Below are 15,935 nucleotides of genomic sequence, written 5' to 3' on the forward strand. Positions count from 1 at the left end.
ACCTGATTCAAGCAGGGGAGGCGGCATCGCGCAAGTGTCTTTCGTAAATTGTTCGACAACTTCTGCTGAGCGGTTGCCTGCTTAGATCAAATGAATCTCTTCGGTGCGCAATGGGCGGTACTCGCCCGGTTTTAGCGCATTGTCCAGCGCCAGCGGGCCCATGCGCTCGCGGTGCAGGCGTAGCACCTTGTTGTCGAAGTGGCCAAACATGCGCTTCACCTGGTGATAGCGACCTTCAACAATGCTAAGGCGCGCCGACTTCGGCCCCAACAGCTCTAACCCGGCGGGTTGAGTGGTGAGGTCCTCGAAAGCGAAATACAGCCCTTCTGTGAATTTCAACGCATATTCCGGGCCGATCTCCTGCTCGGTCTCGACGTAATAAACCTTGGGCAGTTTGGTCTGCGGTTGGGTCAGGCGTCGTGACCAGCTGCCGTCATTGGTGATCAGCATCAGGCCGGTGGTGTTGAAATCCAGGCGACCGGCGATGTGCAACTCATCCTTGTCGGGCTCGTGAATCAGGTCGAGGACTGTCCGGTGTTCCGGGTCGCGGGTGGCGCTGACACAGCCGGCGGGCTTGTGCAGCATGAAGTGGCGCAGCGGCTTGCCGGCTTGCAGCACGTCGTCGTCCACTTCAACACGACTGAATTCGCGGACGTCGGCGTGCGGGTCGCTGACGATGTTTCCGTCGATCCGCACGCGCTTTTCCACCAGCAACAGGCGCACCTGCTTACGGTTGAAGCACGGCAGATTGCTGAGGAAACGGTCAACGCGCATGGCAAGGGATCGGTGGGAAAAGGGTCGCGTATCTTACGTGATCGGCCGGAGGCCTGCTTACAGCTGTGCCTCGACCTGCGCGCAGCGTGGGCACAGGCAGGAGGCGTCGCGCAGTTCGGCCGGCAGTGCTTCGAGCACGGCCGGGTCGATGCTGACGCCGTAGCACCAACAGGCGCGATCAGCGGTTCGCGGGTCGGCCAGGCTGCAGTCGTTGGAGGCGCCGCAGGCCGGGCAGTGTTCAGGCCGGTTCATAAAGGTCATTCATAGCTGGAGTGAGACATTTCCACGCATGTGCGATTACGGCCCGATTGCTTGGCGCGATACATCGCATGATCGGCTCGTGAGAGCAGGGTGTGCAAGGTGTCATCCGGCTGCAACGTGGTCAAGCCGATGCTGACGGACAGCTGCAAGGCTTGATCGTTGTAGGCATAACGTTGTGTTTCGACATGCTGGCGAATTTTCTCGGCGATCATCAGGCCGGTCTCACCGTCGGTGTCCTTGAGCAGCACGATAAATTCTTCACCGCCCCAGCGGCAGACGATGTCGGAATGGCGCAGACAGCTCTCCAGATCCCGCGCGAAGCCGATCAGCACCTGATCGCCGGCCAGATGCCCGTAGGTGTCGTTCAACACCTTGAAGTGGTCCAGATCCAGCAGCAGCGCGGTTAGCGGTTTCGGCTCGCGCTGGGCTTCATGCATGGCCTGTGCAGCCAACAGATCAAAGCCTCGACGGTTTGGCAGTTCAGTCAGTGTGTCGAGGGTGGCCTGGGCCTGGATCTTGCCCTGAAAACGCTTGATTACCCGGTTCAGCAGGGCCAGCACAATCAGCGTGACGAGCAGGCAGATCAGCAGGTTGAGGTACAGCGACTGGCGGATTTCACTGAGGGCGCCGTCTTCGCGTTTGTCGACGAACAGGTACCAATTCAGCTCCGGAATGAAGCGCACATTGAGGAAATGTCCCTGGCCCTGAACGGAATATTCGTAGCTGCCGCTGTGGGGTTTGGGCAATTGGCTGACCAGGCTTTTCATGCTGTCGAGCTCGCTGAGGCTCTGCCCGATGTGTGCACCTTGTGGGCCACCCTCGGCGCCAGTGAGCACCAGGCGCCCGAAGTTGTCGACGAAATACACGCTGCGCTGGTAGCGCTGCTGGTACTTGTCGATCAGCTTGATCACCGCATCGACCGTCAGGCCGACACCCGCCGCGCCGATGAAACGGTCGTTGTAGTCGTAGACCTTGTAGTTGATGAAGAAGGTCAGGTTGTCCTTGTTGGCCATGTCCGGGTCGACATTGATTTCGTAAGGCTCGGCCATGTCCCGCACGCGAAAATACCAAGTGTCACGGGGTTCGGTGGCCTTGATCTGTTTGAGCACGCCTTTGGCGTGGTAGTAGGTCAGCGTGCTGTTGGAAATGAAGAACGAGGTGTTGGCGCCGTAGTGCGTCATGACTTCGTTGAGGTAACGAGTCATTTTCTCGGGATCGTGCTCGCCGTTCACCACCCAGTCCCGCATGAAGGTGTCGCGGGACATCATCGAGGAAATCAGGATCGGTCTGACCAGGTCTTTCTGGATTTCCGAGTAGACCGTGTCCGATGTCAGCGGCAGTTCAGTGTTGACGATGTTGTCGCGAATCGACGCGCGAGAGGCGTAGTAACTGAGGAAGGACGTGGCAAGAAACCCGGCGCCCAGCAGCGCGATCAGCGTGAGGACCAACGAACGTTGAGAATACAGAGGCGAGCGGGGCGACATGACACTTCCGTGGGCAATGGTCCAAAGCAGGCATTCTAATGGCACCGCCGGGAAATAACTGCTCTATGTCGAACGCGAATGATCGCTCACGGGCCTCAACGGAATGATCGTTCCCACGCTCTGCGTGGGAATGCCGCCCGGACGCTCTGCGTCCCTTTGCGAGCGTGACGCGGAGCGTCACAGCATGCATTCCCACGCAGAGCATGGGGACGATCATTGAGCGAGATAAGCTCGCCATCCGCCAAGATGGCTGATATCGGTGGCACCTTCCAACCCATACGCCTCACAGATAAACCCGCTCTCCCATCGCCCATCCGCCAGTTGCACCTTGCCCAACCCCAGCGGCGCCGGAATTCCGGTCAAAAACGAGCCCAATTCACTGCTTGGCAGTTCCCAGACTTCCACCGCAATCGCCACGCCACCGGACTTTACGCGAACCATCCCCGGACGAAATGGCGGGCCACCGGCCAGCGCATACAGTTGATAGTCCGGCGAACTGTAAGTCGTCTCGATCAACCGCGCCCCGCGCCGCTTCAATTGCCAGTTCAACGCCAACCCGTCCAGGTGCGCACCACACACCACCAACCGCGCCCGGTCATTGCGCGCAACGGTTGTTGGCGTGGGCGCCGTCACACCGTGCTGACGCTGGAAAGCGTCCGCCACGCTCAACAAGTACTGATCGGTGAACGCCCGACCAAACAGGGTCACGCCCCACGGCAGGCCATTGCCCATGAAACCGCTGGGCACGGCGACGGCGGCGTAATCGAGCAGGTTCATGAAGTTGGTGTAGTAACCCAACTCCGAATTGCGCAGCACCGGTTCGGCGTCCAGTTGCGCCCGTGTCACCGGGCGGCCGATGGTCGGTGTGACCACGCAATCGAGGTCTGCCAGTGCGGTGTCGCACAGCGCCTTCAAGGCTTGCAGGCGATACTGGGCGCGGAAGGTTTGCACGCCCGTCACCGCCGGAGCCTTGGCCAGCACCGCACGGATCACCGGCAGCACCGCTTCCGGGTTTTGTTCCATCAATTCGCCGGCCACGCTGTAACGCTCGGCCACCCACGGCCCTTCGTAAAGCAGACGTGCGGCTTCGAGAAACGGCGACAGGTCCAGTTCGACGGCTTCACCGCCCAAAGCCTTGAGTTGGTCGATGGCATCACCGAACAACAGCGGGCCTTCGGGGCAACCGAAGAACTCCAGATCTTGCGCACGGGGTACGCCAAAGCGGAACGGGCGCGGTGTGCCGAATGCCGCGCCGTCATTCCATTGCGGGTTGCTGCGGCTGTATTCATCGCGCGGGTCGAGGTGTGCCGTGAGCGCGAGCAATTGGCTGGCTTCGCGAGCGGTCGCGGTGAAGGTCGTGACGCAATCGAGCGTGCGACAGGCCGGCACCACACCCGCCGTGGAGATCAAACCTTTGGTGGCTTTCAGGCCCACCAGATTGTTCAAACCTGCCGGTACACGCCCCGATCCTGCGGTGTCGGTGCCCAAGGAAAAACTCGCCACGCCCAGCGCCACCGCCAGCGAAGACCCGGCGCTGGAACCGCCCGACGGATACTCCGGCAACACACTGTTGGGGCACGCGCCATACGGCGAGCGACTGCCGTTGAGGCCGGTGGCGAACTGGTCGAGGTTGGTCTTGCCCAACGGGATCGCCCCCAGCGCCAACAACTGTTCGACGATGGTCGCCGAACGCTCGGGCACGTAAGCAAACTCCGGGCACGCCGCCGTGGTGGGAATGCCCGCCAGGTCGATGTTGTCCTTGATTGCAAACGGCACGCCGTACAGCGGCAGGCTGTCGATGCTGTGGCCGTCGAGGGCGGCGAGGTACGGCTCCAGTTCTTCAATACTGAGCAAATGGATGAACAGGTGATAGTCCGGGTTCAGCGCCGCCGCTTTATCGCGCAGGCTCAGCAGCAATTGCCGGGGCGTGAGGGTCCCGTGGCTGTAAGCGCTGCGCAGGGCGTCGAGTTGCAGATTGATGTTCATGGCGTTAATCCTTTTCGAAATGGGTTCAGTCGAGTTCCAGCACCACGACGCGCTGCCCGGCACGTACCGCCGAGCCCGGTTGCAAACGAATCTCGCGCACCACGCCGGCCATGGGCGCCAGCAGTGGGATTTCCATCTTCATCGACTCCAGAATCACCAGCACGTCACCGACGGCCACGCGGCTGCCGGTTCGCACCTGAACCTGCCAGAGGTTGCCGGCGATGTGGCTGTCGACGCTCTGTTGACCGTTGGCCAGTGGCGCATCTTCGGTGGTTTCGGCGACCCGTTCTTCGCTGTCGAAGTGCGCCTGGCCGCTGGCGATCCAGCGCTCGCGCTCGGCGTTGAACGCGCCTTTTTGCTGATCACGAAACGCAGCAATGGTGTCGGCTTCTTTGCTCAGGAATGCCTGGTAATCCGCGAGGTTCAACTGGCTGTGCTCGATGTTCAGATCGAAACGACCGAGCGGGAAATCCCGGCGGATGCGCAGCAGTTCATCGGCGCTCACCGGGTAGAAACGGATCTGGTCGAAGAAGCGCAACAGCCATGGTTTGCCGTCGAACGCGGCGACTTCGCGGTAGCGGTTCCACATCTGCAACGTGCGACCGACAAACTGATAACCGCCGGGGCCTTCCATGCCGTAGACGCACATATAGGCGCCCCCGATGCCCACCGAGTTTTCCGCGGTCCAGGTGCGGGCCGGGTTGTATTTGGTGGTCACCAGGCGATGACGCGGGTCGAGCGGCGTGGCGACCGGTGCGCCGAGGTAGACGTCGCCCAGGCCCATCACCAGGTAACTGGCGTCGAACACCGTGCGCTGCACTTCATCGAGGTTGGGCAGGTCGTTGATGCGGCGGATGAACTCCAGATTGCTCGGGCACCACGGCGCGTCCTTGCGCACGGTGGTCATGTATTTTTCGATCGCCAACTGACAGGCCGGGTCATCCCAGGACAGCGGCAGATGGACAATGCGCGACGGCACTTGCAGGTCCTTGGCGGCGCACACGGCGTCCCATTCCCCGGCAACGATGCCGAGCAAATCGGCCAGCGGCAGTTGCTCGGGTTGGTAGTGCACTTGCAGCGAGCGGATGCCCGGCGTGAGGTCGATCACGCCGTGCAGGTGTTTGCTTTCCAGCGCTTGCATGAGGGCGTGGGCGCGGAAACGCAGGACGAGGTCGAGTTCGGGGGCGCCGATTTCCAGTAGTAGATGAGTATCCCCAGAAAGACGCGCCACCAGCCGCGTATCCCCCTGACCAATATCCAACACCACAGGCGACATAAGACTCTGTGGGAGCTGGCTTGCCAGCGATGAAGTTGAAGCGGTGTCTGGACGGGCCCCATCGCTGGCAAGCCAGCTCCCACAGGTATTCCACTTGCAGGCGAGATTGCGGGCGGTTTTGATATCGACCGGGATGAACTGAACCTTGTCTCCAGCCTTCAATTGCCCCAACTGCCAAAGGTCCGCCTCGATCACCGTCACCGGGCACACAAACCCACCCAGGCTCGGGCCATCCGGGCCGAGGATGACCGGCATGTCCCCAGTGAAATCCACTGCGCCGATGGCATACGGATTGTCATGAATATTCGACGGATGCAGACCCGCTTCACCGCCGTCGGCGCGCACCCATTCAGGCTTCGGCCCGATCAACCGCACACCCGTGCGGCTGGAGTTGAAGTGCACTTCCCATTGGGTCGAGAAGAACGTGCCGATGTAGCGTTCGGTGAAGTATTCCGGTGCGCCATGCGGGCCGTAGATCACGCGGATTTGCCGCACCGCGGGCAGCTCTGCGATTTCAGGTAGTTCCGCACCGACACTACGGTCGCTCAACGTTGGCACATGCAACACGTCACCGGCGCGCAAGGCGCGACCACCATGCCCGCCAAACTGACCGAGGGTGAAGGTGCTTTTGCTGCCCAGGTAATCCGGAACCTGCAGGCCACCGCGCACGCACAGATAGCTGCGGGCGCCGGCGCCGGCCATCGTGCCGAGGCTCAACGTGGCACCGGCCGGAATCAACAGCGCGGTGTACATCGCGACAGTTTCGCCGTTCAACGTCAGCGGGATAACCGCGCCGGTGACCGCCACCACCGCATCACAGTTGAAGCGCAGCAACGGCCCGGTCATGGTGATTTCGAGGGCGGCGGCACCTTCTTCGTTACCCAATAGGAGATTGCCCAGACGCAATGCGCGACTGTCCATCGGGCCCGACGGCGGCACGCCCACCGCCCAATAGCCGAGGCGACCGGGATAGTCTTGAACGCTGGTCTGGGTCCCGGCGCTCAACACTTCAAAAGTGTTGGCCTGATAGCTCAGGCCTTCCAGGCAACGCGTCCACGGTTGGCCACTGGCGAACGGCGCATCCAGCAGAATCTGGCGCAGGTAATCGCGGTTGGTTTCCACGCCATACAGCAGGCTGTCGCTCAATGCCTGATGCAGATCGGCGCGTGCTTCTTCGCGGGTCGGCGCCCAACTGATGACCTTGGCGATCATCGGGTCGAAGTACGGCGGGATCTCGCAACCGGCCTCGACCCAGGTGTCGATGCGCAGTTGAATGCCGTTGGCGGCCGGGAAATTCACCGCGGTGAGCAAGCCCGGGCTGGGCTGGAAATCGCGTCCCGGGTCCTCGGCATACAGTCGCGCCTGAATCGCATGCCCTTCGGCTTTCAAACCTTGGCTCAACTCACTCAACGGTGGCAAATCACCGGCCGCGAGTTCCACCATCCAGCGCACCAGATCGACGCTCCATACTTGCTCGGTCACCCCGTGTTCAACCTGTAAACGAGTGTTCACTTCAAGGAAGTAGAAGCGCTGATCTTCGCTGTCGAAGACAAACTCCACGGTGCCGGCGCTGCGGTAGTTCACCGCTTTGGCCAGTTTGATCGCCGCCGCGCACAGGTCGTCGGCCATGCCTTCCGGCAGGTTCGGCGCCGGGGTTTCTTCGAGGACTTTCTGGTTGCGGCGCTGCACCGAGCAGTCGCGCACGCCGAGGGCAATCACCTCGCCGCGACCATCACCGAACACCTGGACTTCAAGGTGCCGCGCACGCTGGATGTACTTCTCGATGAACACGCCGGCATCGCTGAAGTTGTTCTGGCCGAGGCGTTTCACCGCTTCGAAAGATTCGCTCAGTTCCGCAGCGCTGCGGCACACGCGCATGCCGATGCCGCCACCGCCGGCGGTGCTTTTGAGCATCACCGGGTAGCCGACCTGTTCGCCTGCGATCAGGGCCGCGTCGAGGCTGTCGAGCAGTTCAGTGCCTTCAAGCATCGGCACGCCGTGTTGTTTGGCCAGGGCGCGAGCGGTGTGCTTGAGACCGAACACGCGCAGCTGTTCGGGTGTGGGGCCGATGAAGGCAATGTTGGCGTCTTCACAGGCCTGGGCAAACGCGGCGTTTTCCGAGAGGAAACCGTAGCCGGGATGAATTGCCGTGGCGCCGGTGGTTTTGGCGATGGCGAGGATCTTGTCGACCGCCAGGTAAGTGCCGGCCGCCGCGCCTTCACCGAGGCTGTGGGCTTCATCGGCTTGCAGGATGTGCAGGCTGGCCGCATCGGCCTCGGAGTAAACGGCGACGCCTTTAACCTGCAATTCACGCAGGGTGCGCAGGATGCGGCAGGCGATGGCGCCACGGTTGGCAATCAGGACTTTTTCGAACATGGCATAACCCCCGGAGGCGATAGCGCATCAGCCTCGACCTGGGATGCGGGCCGTCCCGCAGTTTTTCGAGATGCATCCGGGCCGTCCCGGATGAAAAATCAGATTTCTCAAACGCCGCCGTCCCCCTGTAGGAGCGAGCCGGCTCGCGATAGCGGTGGGTCAGTCGACATCAATATCGAATGTGCTGGCCCCTTCGCGGGCAAGCCCGCTCCCACAGGTTCGGCGGTGTCAGGGTTGTTTCAGGCACTGGCCTGAGCGGGCCTGGCACAGGGCAAACAGCCACCGCCGCAGCTTCAACAATTTCAGTTCCATACCAGCAGCTCCGCAGGGGTCGGGTTGTAGGCGTTGCACGGGTTGTTCAGTTGCGGGCAGTTGGAAATCAGCACGATCACGTCCATCTCGGCCCGCAGGTCGACGTACTTGCCCGGCGCCGAAATGCCGTCTTCAAAGGTCAGCCCGCCGTCCGCCGTGACCGGCACGTTCATGAAGAAGTTGATGTTCGGCCCGATGTCACCCTTGCCCAGTCGCCCGTCGTGGACGCAGGCACGCAGGTAGTTGTCGCGGCAGCTGTGCATGTAGCGTTTTTCCAGGGCGTAGCGCACGGTGTTGCTCTCTTGCGCGCAGGCGCCGCCGAGGGTGTCGTGACGGCCGCAGGTGTCGGCGACGATGGTCAGCATCGGTTTGCCGAGGTTGGAATACAGCAAGCTGCCGGTGCTCAGGTACACGCTGTTTTGCCGACGCAGCGTGCGTTGCACGTCGTAGCGTTCCTTGGGATTGGCGACGCTGTAGAACAAGGTGTCGACGGCCTGGTTGCCTTCCAGGTCGAGGATGCGCAAGGTCTGTCCGGCCTTGACCTCCATCAGCCACGGTTCGCCGGCGGGGATGGTGGCGCGGTAGATCGCGGTGTCGGGTTCGTTATGAACGGTAGCGATTGCGAGTGACATGGCAGCGATCCTCAGGCGAACAAACGGTCGGTGTTGATGAAGCCGCGCTCGTTTTCCGGGCGCGAGGTGCGGCAGTGTTCGGCAACGCTGGCGTCGGCGTTCATCCAGCTGAGCTTCAGCGGTTTTGGCGCGTATTCAGGCGATGGGTCCATCGGGTGTTGCAGGGCCGTGAGCACCACCAATGTGTCCATCGGCGCGTACAACTCGATGTAGTCGCCGGCCCGTGAGTTGCCCTCGACGAAGTGGAAGCGCCCGGCTTCGTCGACATCGACGCGGCTGAACAGGTTGAGGGTCATCAGCAAATCCGACAGGCCCAATCCCCACTTGCCGAGTTCCACCAGCAGGTTGTCAGTGCCGTTGCGGAAGAAGCCGTTGCGCAGTTCCTGATAGCGCCCCGCGCCGTATTTTTCGGCGACTTCTTCAGCGCAGAGCACACCGCCGAGGCTGTCGCTCCAGCCGCAGGTGTCGGCAGTGATGGCGGCCAGTACGCGGCCCATGTCCGAGTACAGGCAATGGCAGCGAGTGAGCTTGGCGGTGTGTTGGCATTTGAGGCTGTCAGGCAGGTTCAGGCGTTCGGTTTTTTCGTTGGCGTTGAGCAGCGTCAGGCTGACGTTGGCCCCGCCGCGCAGATCGGTCAGGCGCAGCAGTTGGCCGCGTTTCAACACGAACGAACGGTGGCCACCACCGGGCAGCAATTCTTCGGCGAAGGGCGTGAACAGCAAGGTCGAATCAGTCATTTGCAGATTCCTCTAAGCGGTACGAAGCGTGCCTGCCAGCGGCATCGGCAGGGCGTCGACGGCGGCGCGGGTGGCGCGGCGGTCGCTGTTCAAAGGGATGTCGTAGGTGATGCGTGCGCCATAGGCGCCGGGGGCGTGCGGGTCGACACGAACCTTGTCGAACACCAGCAGGCGCGTGCCGAGGCTGAAACCTTCGGACAGGTCGTGGGTGACCATGAACACCGTCAGTTGCGTCTCGCACCACAGCTCCAGCAGCAAGGCGTGCATGTCTTTGCGGATGCCCGGATCGAGTGCGCCGAAGGGTTCGTCGAGCAGCAACACGCGCGGTTTCATGATCAGCGCCTGGGCGATGGCCAACCGTTGTTGCATGCCTCCGGACAATTGCGCCGGGTATTTGTCCAGCGAATGACCGAGGCCGACTTTGTGCAGCAACACCGCGGCCTGTTCCCGAGCGTCACGTTTGGCGCTGCCAAACAGGCGTCCGAGCAGGGGCGAGCGCGGCAGTTCGAGGCCGAGGATGACGTTGTCCAGCACCGTTAAATGCGGGAACACCGAGTAGTGCTGGAACACCACGCCACGGCTCGAATCCGGCTCGCCGGCCAGGGCTTGGCCGTCGAGCAGAATCTCGCCGCGACTGGCGCGTTCCTGGCCGAGCAACAGGCGCAAGAAGGTCGATTTGCCGCAACCGGAGGCGCCCACGAGGGTGCAGAATTCACCCTCGTTGACGTTGAGGTGCAGGCCTTCGAGCACCACCTGATCGGCGTATTGCTGCCAGACGTTTTTCACCGTGATGAAGCTCATGCGCGTGCTCCTTCATACCAAGGGAACGCACGCTGGGTCAGGCGCTTGAGGCCCCAGTCCATCAGCCAGGCGAGGAGGGTGATCCACACCACGTAAGGCAGGATCACGTCCATCGCCAGGTAACGGCGCACCAGGAAAATCCGATAGCCGAGGCCGTCGGTGGAGGCGATGGCTTCGGCGGCGATCAGGAACAACCACGCCGAGCCGAGCATCAGCCGCATCGAGATCAGCAGGCGCGGCAACAGTTGCGGCAGCACCACGCGCAGCATCAGGGTCCAGGTCGAGGCGCCAAGGGTCTGGGCCTTGATCAGCAACTCCACGGGAATTTCCCGGGCGCGCTGTTCCAGATCACGGGCCAGGGCCGGGGTGATGCCGATCACGATCAGCATCACTTTCGACAATTCCCCCAGCCCGAAGACGATGAACAGAATCGGCAGGATGGCCAGCGGTGGCACCATCGACAGCACCGTCAACAACGGTGACAACGGCGCGCCGAACAGCGGCAGGGTCCCGGCCGCCATGCCCAGGCACAGCCCGGCCAGGGCGCTGATACCGAGGCCGATGGCCAACCGACGCAGGCTGGAGGCGCTGTCCTGCCAGAGCAGGTATTCGCCGGTTCGTGCATCGGCCACGAAGGCCAGGCGCTTCACTGCATCGGTCATCTGCACGGCGCTCGGCAGCAGCTTGTCGTTGGGGTTGTCCATCAGCCGCTCGGCCGAGCCCATGAAGTAGGCGAACAGCACCAGGGCGAACGGCAGGATCACCAGCAACAGGCGACTCGGGCGATCCGGGTGGCGATTGATCAGGCGCATGGCCAGCTCCTCGTGATTACAGCTTGGCGTCAGCAGCCATCTGCACGTAAGTCGGGTCGAAGCGCAGCTTGAGGTTGGACTTGTCGCCGCTGGTCACGCCGTTGGCGAACGCCATGCCCACAGCACTGGTGTCCTTGGCTCCTTCGCCGAGCAAGCCGTGCTGGAACGAAAACTCGGCGACTTTGCGCATGGTTTCCGGCAGTTGCTTGCTGGTGGAGAAGTCCAGGGCCTCTTTGGGCGTGGCGAACAATTTGGTGGTGTCGAGTTGCGCCTGGAAACCCGGCAAGTCGGTCCCGGACGCCTTGGCCATGTGTTCGAGCGCGGCTTTGCTGGCGGCGTTTTTCGCGTTCATCAACTCGACGACTTCGAACCAGGCACCCGTCAGCGCTTTGCCCAGGGCCGGGTTGTCTTTGAGGGTGGCGCTGTTGACCACCATCATGTCCATGATCTCGCCGGGGATCTGGCTGGAGTTGAACACTTCGGTCACGTCAGGCTTGGCCTTGATGTCCGAGAGCATCGGGTTCCAGGTGGTGACGGCGTTGACCTGCTCGGTGTTGAAGGCGGCCGAGATGTCGGCGTCGGAGGTGTTGACCACTTTCAGGTCTTTCTCGGTGAGGTCGACCGAATCCAGCGCGCGGGCCAGCAGGTAGTGGGAAACCGAGAGCTCGACGAGGTTGACGTCCATGCCCTTGAGGTCGGTGATTTTCTTGCCATCACCCTTGAGCACGATGCCGTCGTTGCCGTTGGAGAAGTCGCTGACGATCAGCGCGGTGCTGTCGACGCCGCCGGCGGCCGGAATGGTCAGCGCGTCCATGTTGGTCATGGTGCAACCGTCGAACTGGCCGGCGGTGTACTGATTGATCGATTCGACGTAGTCGTTGAGCTGCACCACATCAATCTTGATGCCGTACTTCTTTGCCCATTTGTCGACGATGCCTTGGCTGCCGGCGTATTCCCACGGCATCCAACCAGCGTAAATCGTCCAGCAGACGCTGAAGTGGTCTTTCTGGGCGGCCTGGGACGAGAGACTCACGAAAGCTGCGAACGCAGCGGCGAGCAGGGCGGGTATACGAAGCTGGGACATGGTGGTTCTCCAGTTGATCAGGGGCGGGCAGGAGTCAACGCGGCACCGCGAACGGTGGCTTGTCTCCCGGGCTTTTGTCCCGCCGTGTAACCTCAACTGGAGGTCGCCAACTCTCGGACCAGCCACTCGCACAAGCGAGCCGGAACCCTAGTCAGCCATTGCAAATTGTGGTGCCGCGAACCTGTGATGAACTCCTGCACGCAGTTGCTAAAGCGAGAGGCGTGCCAACTCGTCTTGAGCGCTCTAACGTGGGGGATGGCGCGTAGCCGCGTCGGAAAAGAGGCTTACGGTTGCCTTGTGATGGTGCGCGATTGCACCGCAATGGGACGCATCGCCCGCTGATCTGAAGGATTTTGCGGCACAGCACTTGATGGCGGATTCTCAGTCAAAAGCAGTGTCAGCCGGCCATTGTCGGCTGCTGTCCCGGGTCTTTTCGGAGGCCGTCATGCTGCGTCGAATCGTGTTCTATGTGTTGCTCGGTCTGGGGGTGTCTGGCTGCTACTACTACGCAGACCCTTACGATGCCTACAGCGCACCTTATTACTACCCCGGTTATTACTCGCCTTATTACTACTCGCCTTACTACTACCACGGCTATTACGGCCCGCGTTATTACGGGGGTTATCGCTACTACAACCACGGCAACCACGGCTATCACGGCGGTCACGGCTCGCGTTATTACGGCGGTGGATATCACGGCGGGCACCATTAATCAGGGTGTGAATAGATGAAAAACCTTTCATCGGACAGATGTTTCAATCTGTTTCGTGAACGCACCAGATTCAGGAAACGGAGGTCTGATCTTTCGACAGTCACCGAATAATTGACTGCCGCCTGCCAGCGTCGCTGGTACGGCTCACTCGCGGTCCAGGAGGCCGCCATGCTCTGTCGAAAACAGCTCCGCCAAATTCTGCTGATTGCTTTATCGGGATTGTCTCTTGGTGCGTGCGTGCCCTATTCCGATGGAGGAGACAGCTACTATTCAGATGGTTATACCTCGCCTGCACCCGCCTATTACGCTGGTGGCAGTTCCTACTATTCAGGTGGCGGTGGTTATTACTCGCCACCGCCCCGGTACTACGCGCCCCCGCGCGGTATTACCAGCCAACACCGCGTTATTACTATCAGCCGCGCGTCTATCAACCGGCCCCGCGCTATTACCAATCCCGGAGCTATTACCGGTCTCATCAGAATCAGGGCTGGGACGGTCATCATCGAAGTGGCTGGAATAATGACCACCAAGGTAACCAAGGTAACCAAGGTAACTGGAACAATGGCAGCCGAGGAGGCTGGGATAATGACAATCGAGGGGGTGGACGCCATCACGACGGGCGCGGCGATCACATGGGCCGAGGCGGCAACCGGTAATCGCTCAAACAAAAGCGGCGCATCAAGCGCCGCTTTTTTTATGCCCGGATTTCAGTATTCCGACAAATCCGCCAACGGGTGCCGTCCTTCCCAGACTTTATGAAAGTGCGCCTGCACCACGGCATCCGGCACGTTGTTGATGTCCGGCCAGTGCCAGTGCGGTTTCTGATCCTTGTCGATCAACCGTGCGCGCACGCCCTCGCTGAACTCCGGATGTCGGCAGCAGTTGAGGCTCATGGTGTATTCCATCTGAAAAACCTGAGCCAGCGACAGGTGCCGGGCCCGGGCGATTTGCTCCCAGACCAGATGAGCGGTCAGCGGCGAGCCTTCACTCATGGTTTTTGCGGCACGATTGAGCAGCAGGTCGGAGCTGTCGCGTTGCAGGCTGATGGCTTTCCAGGCGCAACTCACATCACTGACGTCCAAAAGTTCGTCGATGCGCTGGCGCCGCGGTAGCCACTGGGCTTCGGGCAGTTGCGCAACCGCTTCTTGCTGCAAGGCCTTGAGCAAACTGTTGAGCTGCATCGGCGTCTGTTCCTGCCAGTTCAATTGCAGCAACCCTTCGATCAGCTCCTCCTGTTGTTCATCGAGCAGGAAGCGGTCGGCCAGGTCCAGGTCGATTGCATCGCGCCCGTTCATATGGGCGCCGGTCAGGCCCAGAAACAATCCGAGCTTGCCGGGCAGCCGCGACAGGAACCAACTGGCGCCGACGTCCGGGTACAAGCCGATGCTGATCTCGGGCATCGCCAGCCGACTGCTTGGCGTGACAATCCGGATACTCGCACCCTGCAACAACCCCATCCCGCCACCGAGCACATAACCATGGCCCCAGCAGATCAACGGTTTCGGGTAGGTGTGCAGTTTGAAGTCCAGGCGATATTCCGCCGCAAAGAAGTGCGCGGCCAGCGGTGGCACCTCCCCGGGATGGGCGCGACAGGCCTCCACCAGGCTGCGCACTTCACCGCCGGCACAGAATGCCTTGGCGCCGTTGCCACGCATCAACACGCAGACAACTTGCGGGTCTTTGGCCCAGACGTCCATTTGATCGCGCAGGGCGTTGATCATCGGCAGGGACAGGGCGTTGAGGGATTTTTCGGCATCGAGGCTGGCGACGCCGATGCGAGCGCCGTCGGTGCCAGTGAGTTCTTCGAAGTGCAGATTCATCGTGACCTCGATCGGGAATTTGAGGGTTAAGTATGATCGCTGTGTGGGAAAGTGCCGGATGTGCGTCAGATCAATTGACAAGCGTGATGGGCTTTCCTAGGGTTCGCCCCATTGTTTTTGCCGGATGTAACCATGACTGCTGACGACCGTATCAAACTCGAACCGAGCTGGAAGGAGGCACTGCGTGCCGAATTCGACCAGCCCTACATGGCAGAGTTGCGTAATTTCCTGCAACAGGAGCGCGCGGCGGGCAAGGAGATCTATCCACCGGGCCCGATGATTTTCAACGCACTCAACTCTACGCCGCTGGACAAGGTCAAGGTCGTCATCCTCGGTCAGGACCCGTATCACGGCCCGGGCCAGGCGCACGGCTTGTGCTTCTCGGTGCAACCGGGTGTGCCGGCGCCGCCGTCGCTGGTAAACATCTACAAGGAATTGAAACGCGACCTGAACATCGATATTCCCAACCATGGCTATTTGCAGAGCTGGGCCGACCAAGGCGTGCTGATGCTCAACACCACCATGACCGTGGAGCGCGCCAACGCTAACGCGCACAAGGACAAGGGCTGGCAGTTTTTCACGGACCGGATCATTGAAGTGGTCAGCCAGCAGCAACCGCACCTGGTGTTCATGCTGTGGGGCGCCCATGCCCAGAGCAAACAGAAGCTGATCGATGCCACCAAGCATCTGGTGCTGACCTCGGTGCACCCGTCACCGCTGTCGGCCTATCGCGGTTTTCTCGGATGTGGACACTTCAGCCGCACCAACAAGTTTCTTGAGCAGAATGGCGAGACGCCGATTGAGTGGCGGTTGCCGCCAGTTTGAGAGGTTTCGGTTTCGCGTAGGCAATAAATCAGGGCGTCAGCGG

At 61.2% G+C, this 15,935-nt stretch carries 13 protein-coding genes, 1 pseudogene and 1 riboswitch; of the genes and pseudogenes, 3 read left to right on the forward strand and 11 right to left on the reverse strand.

The features are described from left to right. Positions 1-81 precede the first annotated feature (81 nt). From AB4N76_RS20775 to AB4N76_RS20820, 10 genes are all read right to left on the reverse strand, one after another. A complete protein-coding gene (locus tag AB4N76_RS20775; protein WP_046029461.1) occupies positions 82-774 on the reverse strand; it encodes a pseudouridine synthase in 693 nt (230 codons plus the stop codon). Between the two features lie 57 nt (positions 775-831). Then, entirely contained in the window at positions 832-1,026 is a 195-nt protein-coding gene (locus tag AB4N76_RS20780; protein WP_046029463.1) for a cysteine-rich CWC family protein, read from the reverse strand. 5 nt (positions 1,027-1,031) lie between these two features. Next, positions 1,032-2,519, reverse strand: a complete 1,488-nt coding sequence (locus AB4N76_RS20785) for a sensor domain-containing diguanylate cyclase (RefSeq protein WP_460163447.1) — start codon at positions 2,517-2,519, stop codon at positions 1,032-1,034. Between the two features lie 213 nt (positions 2,520-2,732). Then, a complete protein-coding gene (gene atzF / locus AB4N76_RS20790) occupies positions 2,733-4,505 on the reverse strand; it encodes an allophanate hydrolase (protein ID WP_460163448.1) in 1,773 nt (590 codons plus the stop codon). Positions 4,506-4,530: 25 nt separating this feature from the next. Continuing rightward, positions 4,531-8,157: an urea carboxylase gene (uca, locus tag AB4N76_RS20795; protein ID WP_460163449.1), complete on the reverse strand. Its 3,627-nt coding sequence runs from the start codon at positions 8,155-8,157 to the stop codon at positions 4,531-4,533. A gap of 302 nt (positions 8,158-8,459) precedes the next feature. Next, entirely contained in the window at positions 8,460-9,101 is a 642-nt protein-coding gene (locus AB4N76_RS20800; protein WP_460163450.1) for an urea amidolyase associated protein UAAP2, read from the reverse strand. A gap of 11 nt (positions 9,102-9,112) precedes the next feature. Then, positions 9,113-9,838: an urea amidolyase associated protein UAAP1 gene (locus AB4N76_RS20805; RefSeq protein WP_109787387.1), complete on the reverse strand. Its 726-nt coding sequence runs from the start codon at positions 9,836-9,838 to the stop codon at positions 9,113-9,115. 12 nt (positions 9,839-9,850) lie between these two features. After that, positions 9,851-10,639, reverse strand: a complete 789-nt coding sequence (locus AB4N76_RS20810) for an ABC transporter ATP-binding protein (RefSeq protein WP_460163451.1) — start codon at positions 10,637-10,639, stop codon at positions 9,851-9,853. Continuing rightward, a complete protein-coding gene (locus tag AB4N76_RS20815) occupies positions 10,636-11,451 on the reverse strand; it encodes an ABC transporter permease (protein ID WP_460163452.1) in 816 nt (271 codons plus the stop codon). Before AB4N76_RS20815 ends, AB4N76_RS20810 begins: the two co-directional genes overlap by 4 nt. A gap of 16 nt (positions 11,452-11,467) precedes the next feature. Beyond that, positions 11,468-12,535, reverse strand: a complete 1,068-nt coding sequence (locus AB4N76_RS20820) for a putative urea ABC transporter substrate-binding protein (RefSeq protein ID WP_460163453.1) — start codon at positions 12,533-12,535, stop codon at positions 11,468-11,470. 61 nt (positions 12,536-12,596) lie between these two features. Then, a riboswitch (guanidine-I (ykkC/yxkD leader) is annotated at positions 12,597-12,697 on the reverse strand. A 283-nt stretch (positions 12,698-12,980) separates the two neighbouring features. On the opposite strand from AB4N76_RS20820, the gene AB4N76_RS20825 reads away from it, so the two are divergent. Beyond that, positions 12,981-13,247 (forward strand): hypothetical protein, encoded by a 267-nt coding sequence (locus AB4N76_RS20825; protein WP_460163454.1) that lies wholly within the window; start codon positions 12,981-12,983, stop codon positions 13,245-13,247. A gap of 168 nt (positions 13,248-13,415) precedes the next feature. Further along, positions 13,416-13,903 (forward strand): annotated as a pseudogene (locus AB4N76_RS20830) (hypothetical protein). Between the two features lie 51 nt (positions 13,904-13,954). On the opposite strand, the gene AB4N76_RS20835 reads toward AB4N76_RS20830, so the two are convergent. Continuing rightward, the gene (locus AB4N76_RS20835; RefSeq protein WP_077430738.1) at positions 13,955-15,067 is read right to left on the reverse strand and encodes an enoyl-CoA hydratase/isomerase family protein; all 1,113 of its coding nucleotides are present in this window, start codon (positions 15,065-15,067) and stop codon (positions 13,955-13,957) included. A gap of 132 nt (positions 15,068-15,199) precedes the next feature. Here AB4N76_RS20835 and ung point away from each other — a divergent pair, with 132 nt between their 5' ends. Continuing rightward, positions 15,200-15,892, forward strand: a complete 693-nt coding sequence (ung, locus tag AB4N76_RS20840) for a uracil-DNA glycosylase (protein WP_046029483.1) — start codon at positions 15,200-15,202, stop codon at positions 15,890-15,892. The last annotated feature ends 43 nt before the right edge of the window (positions 15,893-15,935 follow it).

It is taken from the genome of Pseudomonas sp. S2_F03, from assembly GCF_054668335.1.

Bases quoted from the DNA above. Each gene is read 5' to 3' on its own strand.
- AB4N76_RS20815 (WP_460163452.1), bottom strand. From the start codon at position 11,451: ATGCGCCTGATCAATCGCCACCCGGATCGCCCGAGTCGCCTGTTGCTG.
- AB4N76_RS20775 (WP_046029461.1), bottom strand. From the start codon at position 774: ATGCGCGTTGACCGTTTCCTCAGCAATCTGCCGTGCTTCAACCGTAAG.
- AB4N76_RS20785 (WP_460163447.1), bottom strand. From the start codon at position 2,519: ATGTCGCCCCGCTCGCCTCTGTATTCTCAACGTTCGTTGGTCCTCACG.
- AB4N76_RS20800 (WP_460163450.1), bottom strand. From the start codon at position 9,101: ATGTCACTCGCAATCGCTACCGTTCATAACGAACCCGACACCGCGATC.
- AB4N76_RS20805 (WP_109787387.1), bottom strand. From the start codon at position 9,838: ATGACTGATTCGACCTTGCTGTTCACGCCCTTCGCCGAAGAATTGCTG.
- uca (WP_460163449.1), bottom strand. From the start codon at position 8,157: ATGTTCGAAAAAGTCCTGATTGCCAACCGTGGCGCCATCGCCTGCCGC.
- AB4N76_RS20810 (WP_460163451.1), bottom strand. From the start codon at position 10,639: ATGAGCTTCATCACGGTGAAAAACGTCTGGCAGCAATACGCCGATCAG.
- atzF (WP_460163448.1), bottom strand. From the start codon at position 4,505: ATGAACATCAATCTGCAACTCGACGCCCTGCGCAGCGCTTACAGCCAC.
- AB4N76_RS20780 (WP_046029463.1), bottom strand. From the start codon at position 1,026: ATGAACCGGCCTGAACACTGCCCGGCCTGCGGCGCCTCCAACGACTGC.
- AB4N76_RS20835 (WP_077430738.1), bottom strand. From the start codon at position 15,067: ATGAATCTGCACTTCGAAGAACTCACTGGCACCGACGGCGCTCGCATC.
- ung (WP_046029483.1), top strand. From the start codon at position 15,200: ATGACTGCTGACGACCGTATCAAACTCGAACCGAGCTGGAAGGAGGCA.
- AB4N76_RS20825 (WP_460163454.1), top strand. From the start codon at position 12,981: ATGCTGCGTCGAATCGTGTTCTATGTGTTGCTCGGTCTGGGGGTGTCT.
- AB4N76_RS20820 (WP_460163453.1), bottom strand. From the start codon at position 12,535: ATGTCCCAGCTTCGTATACCCGCCCTGCTCGCCGCTGCGTTCGCAGCT.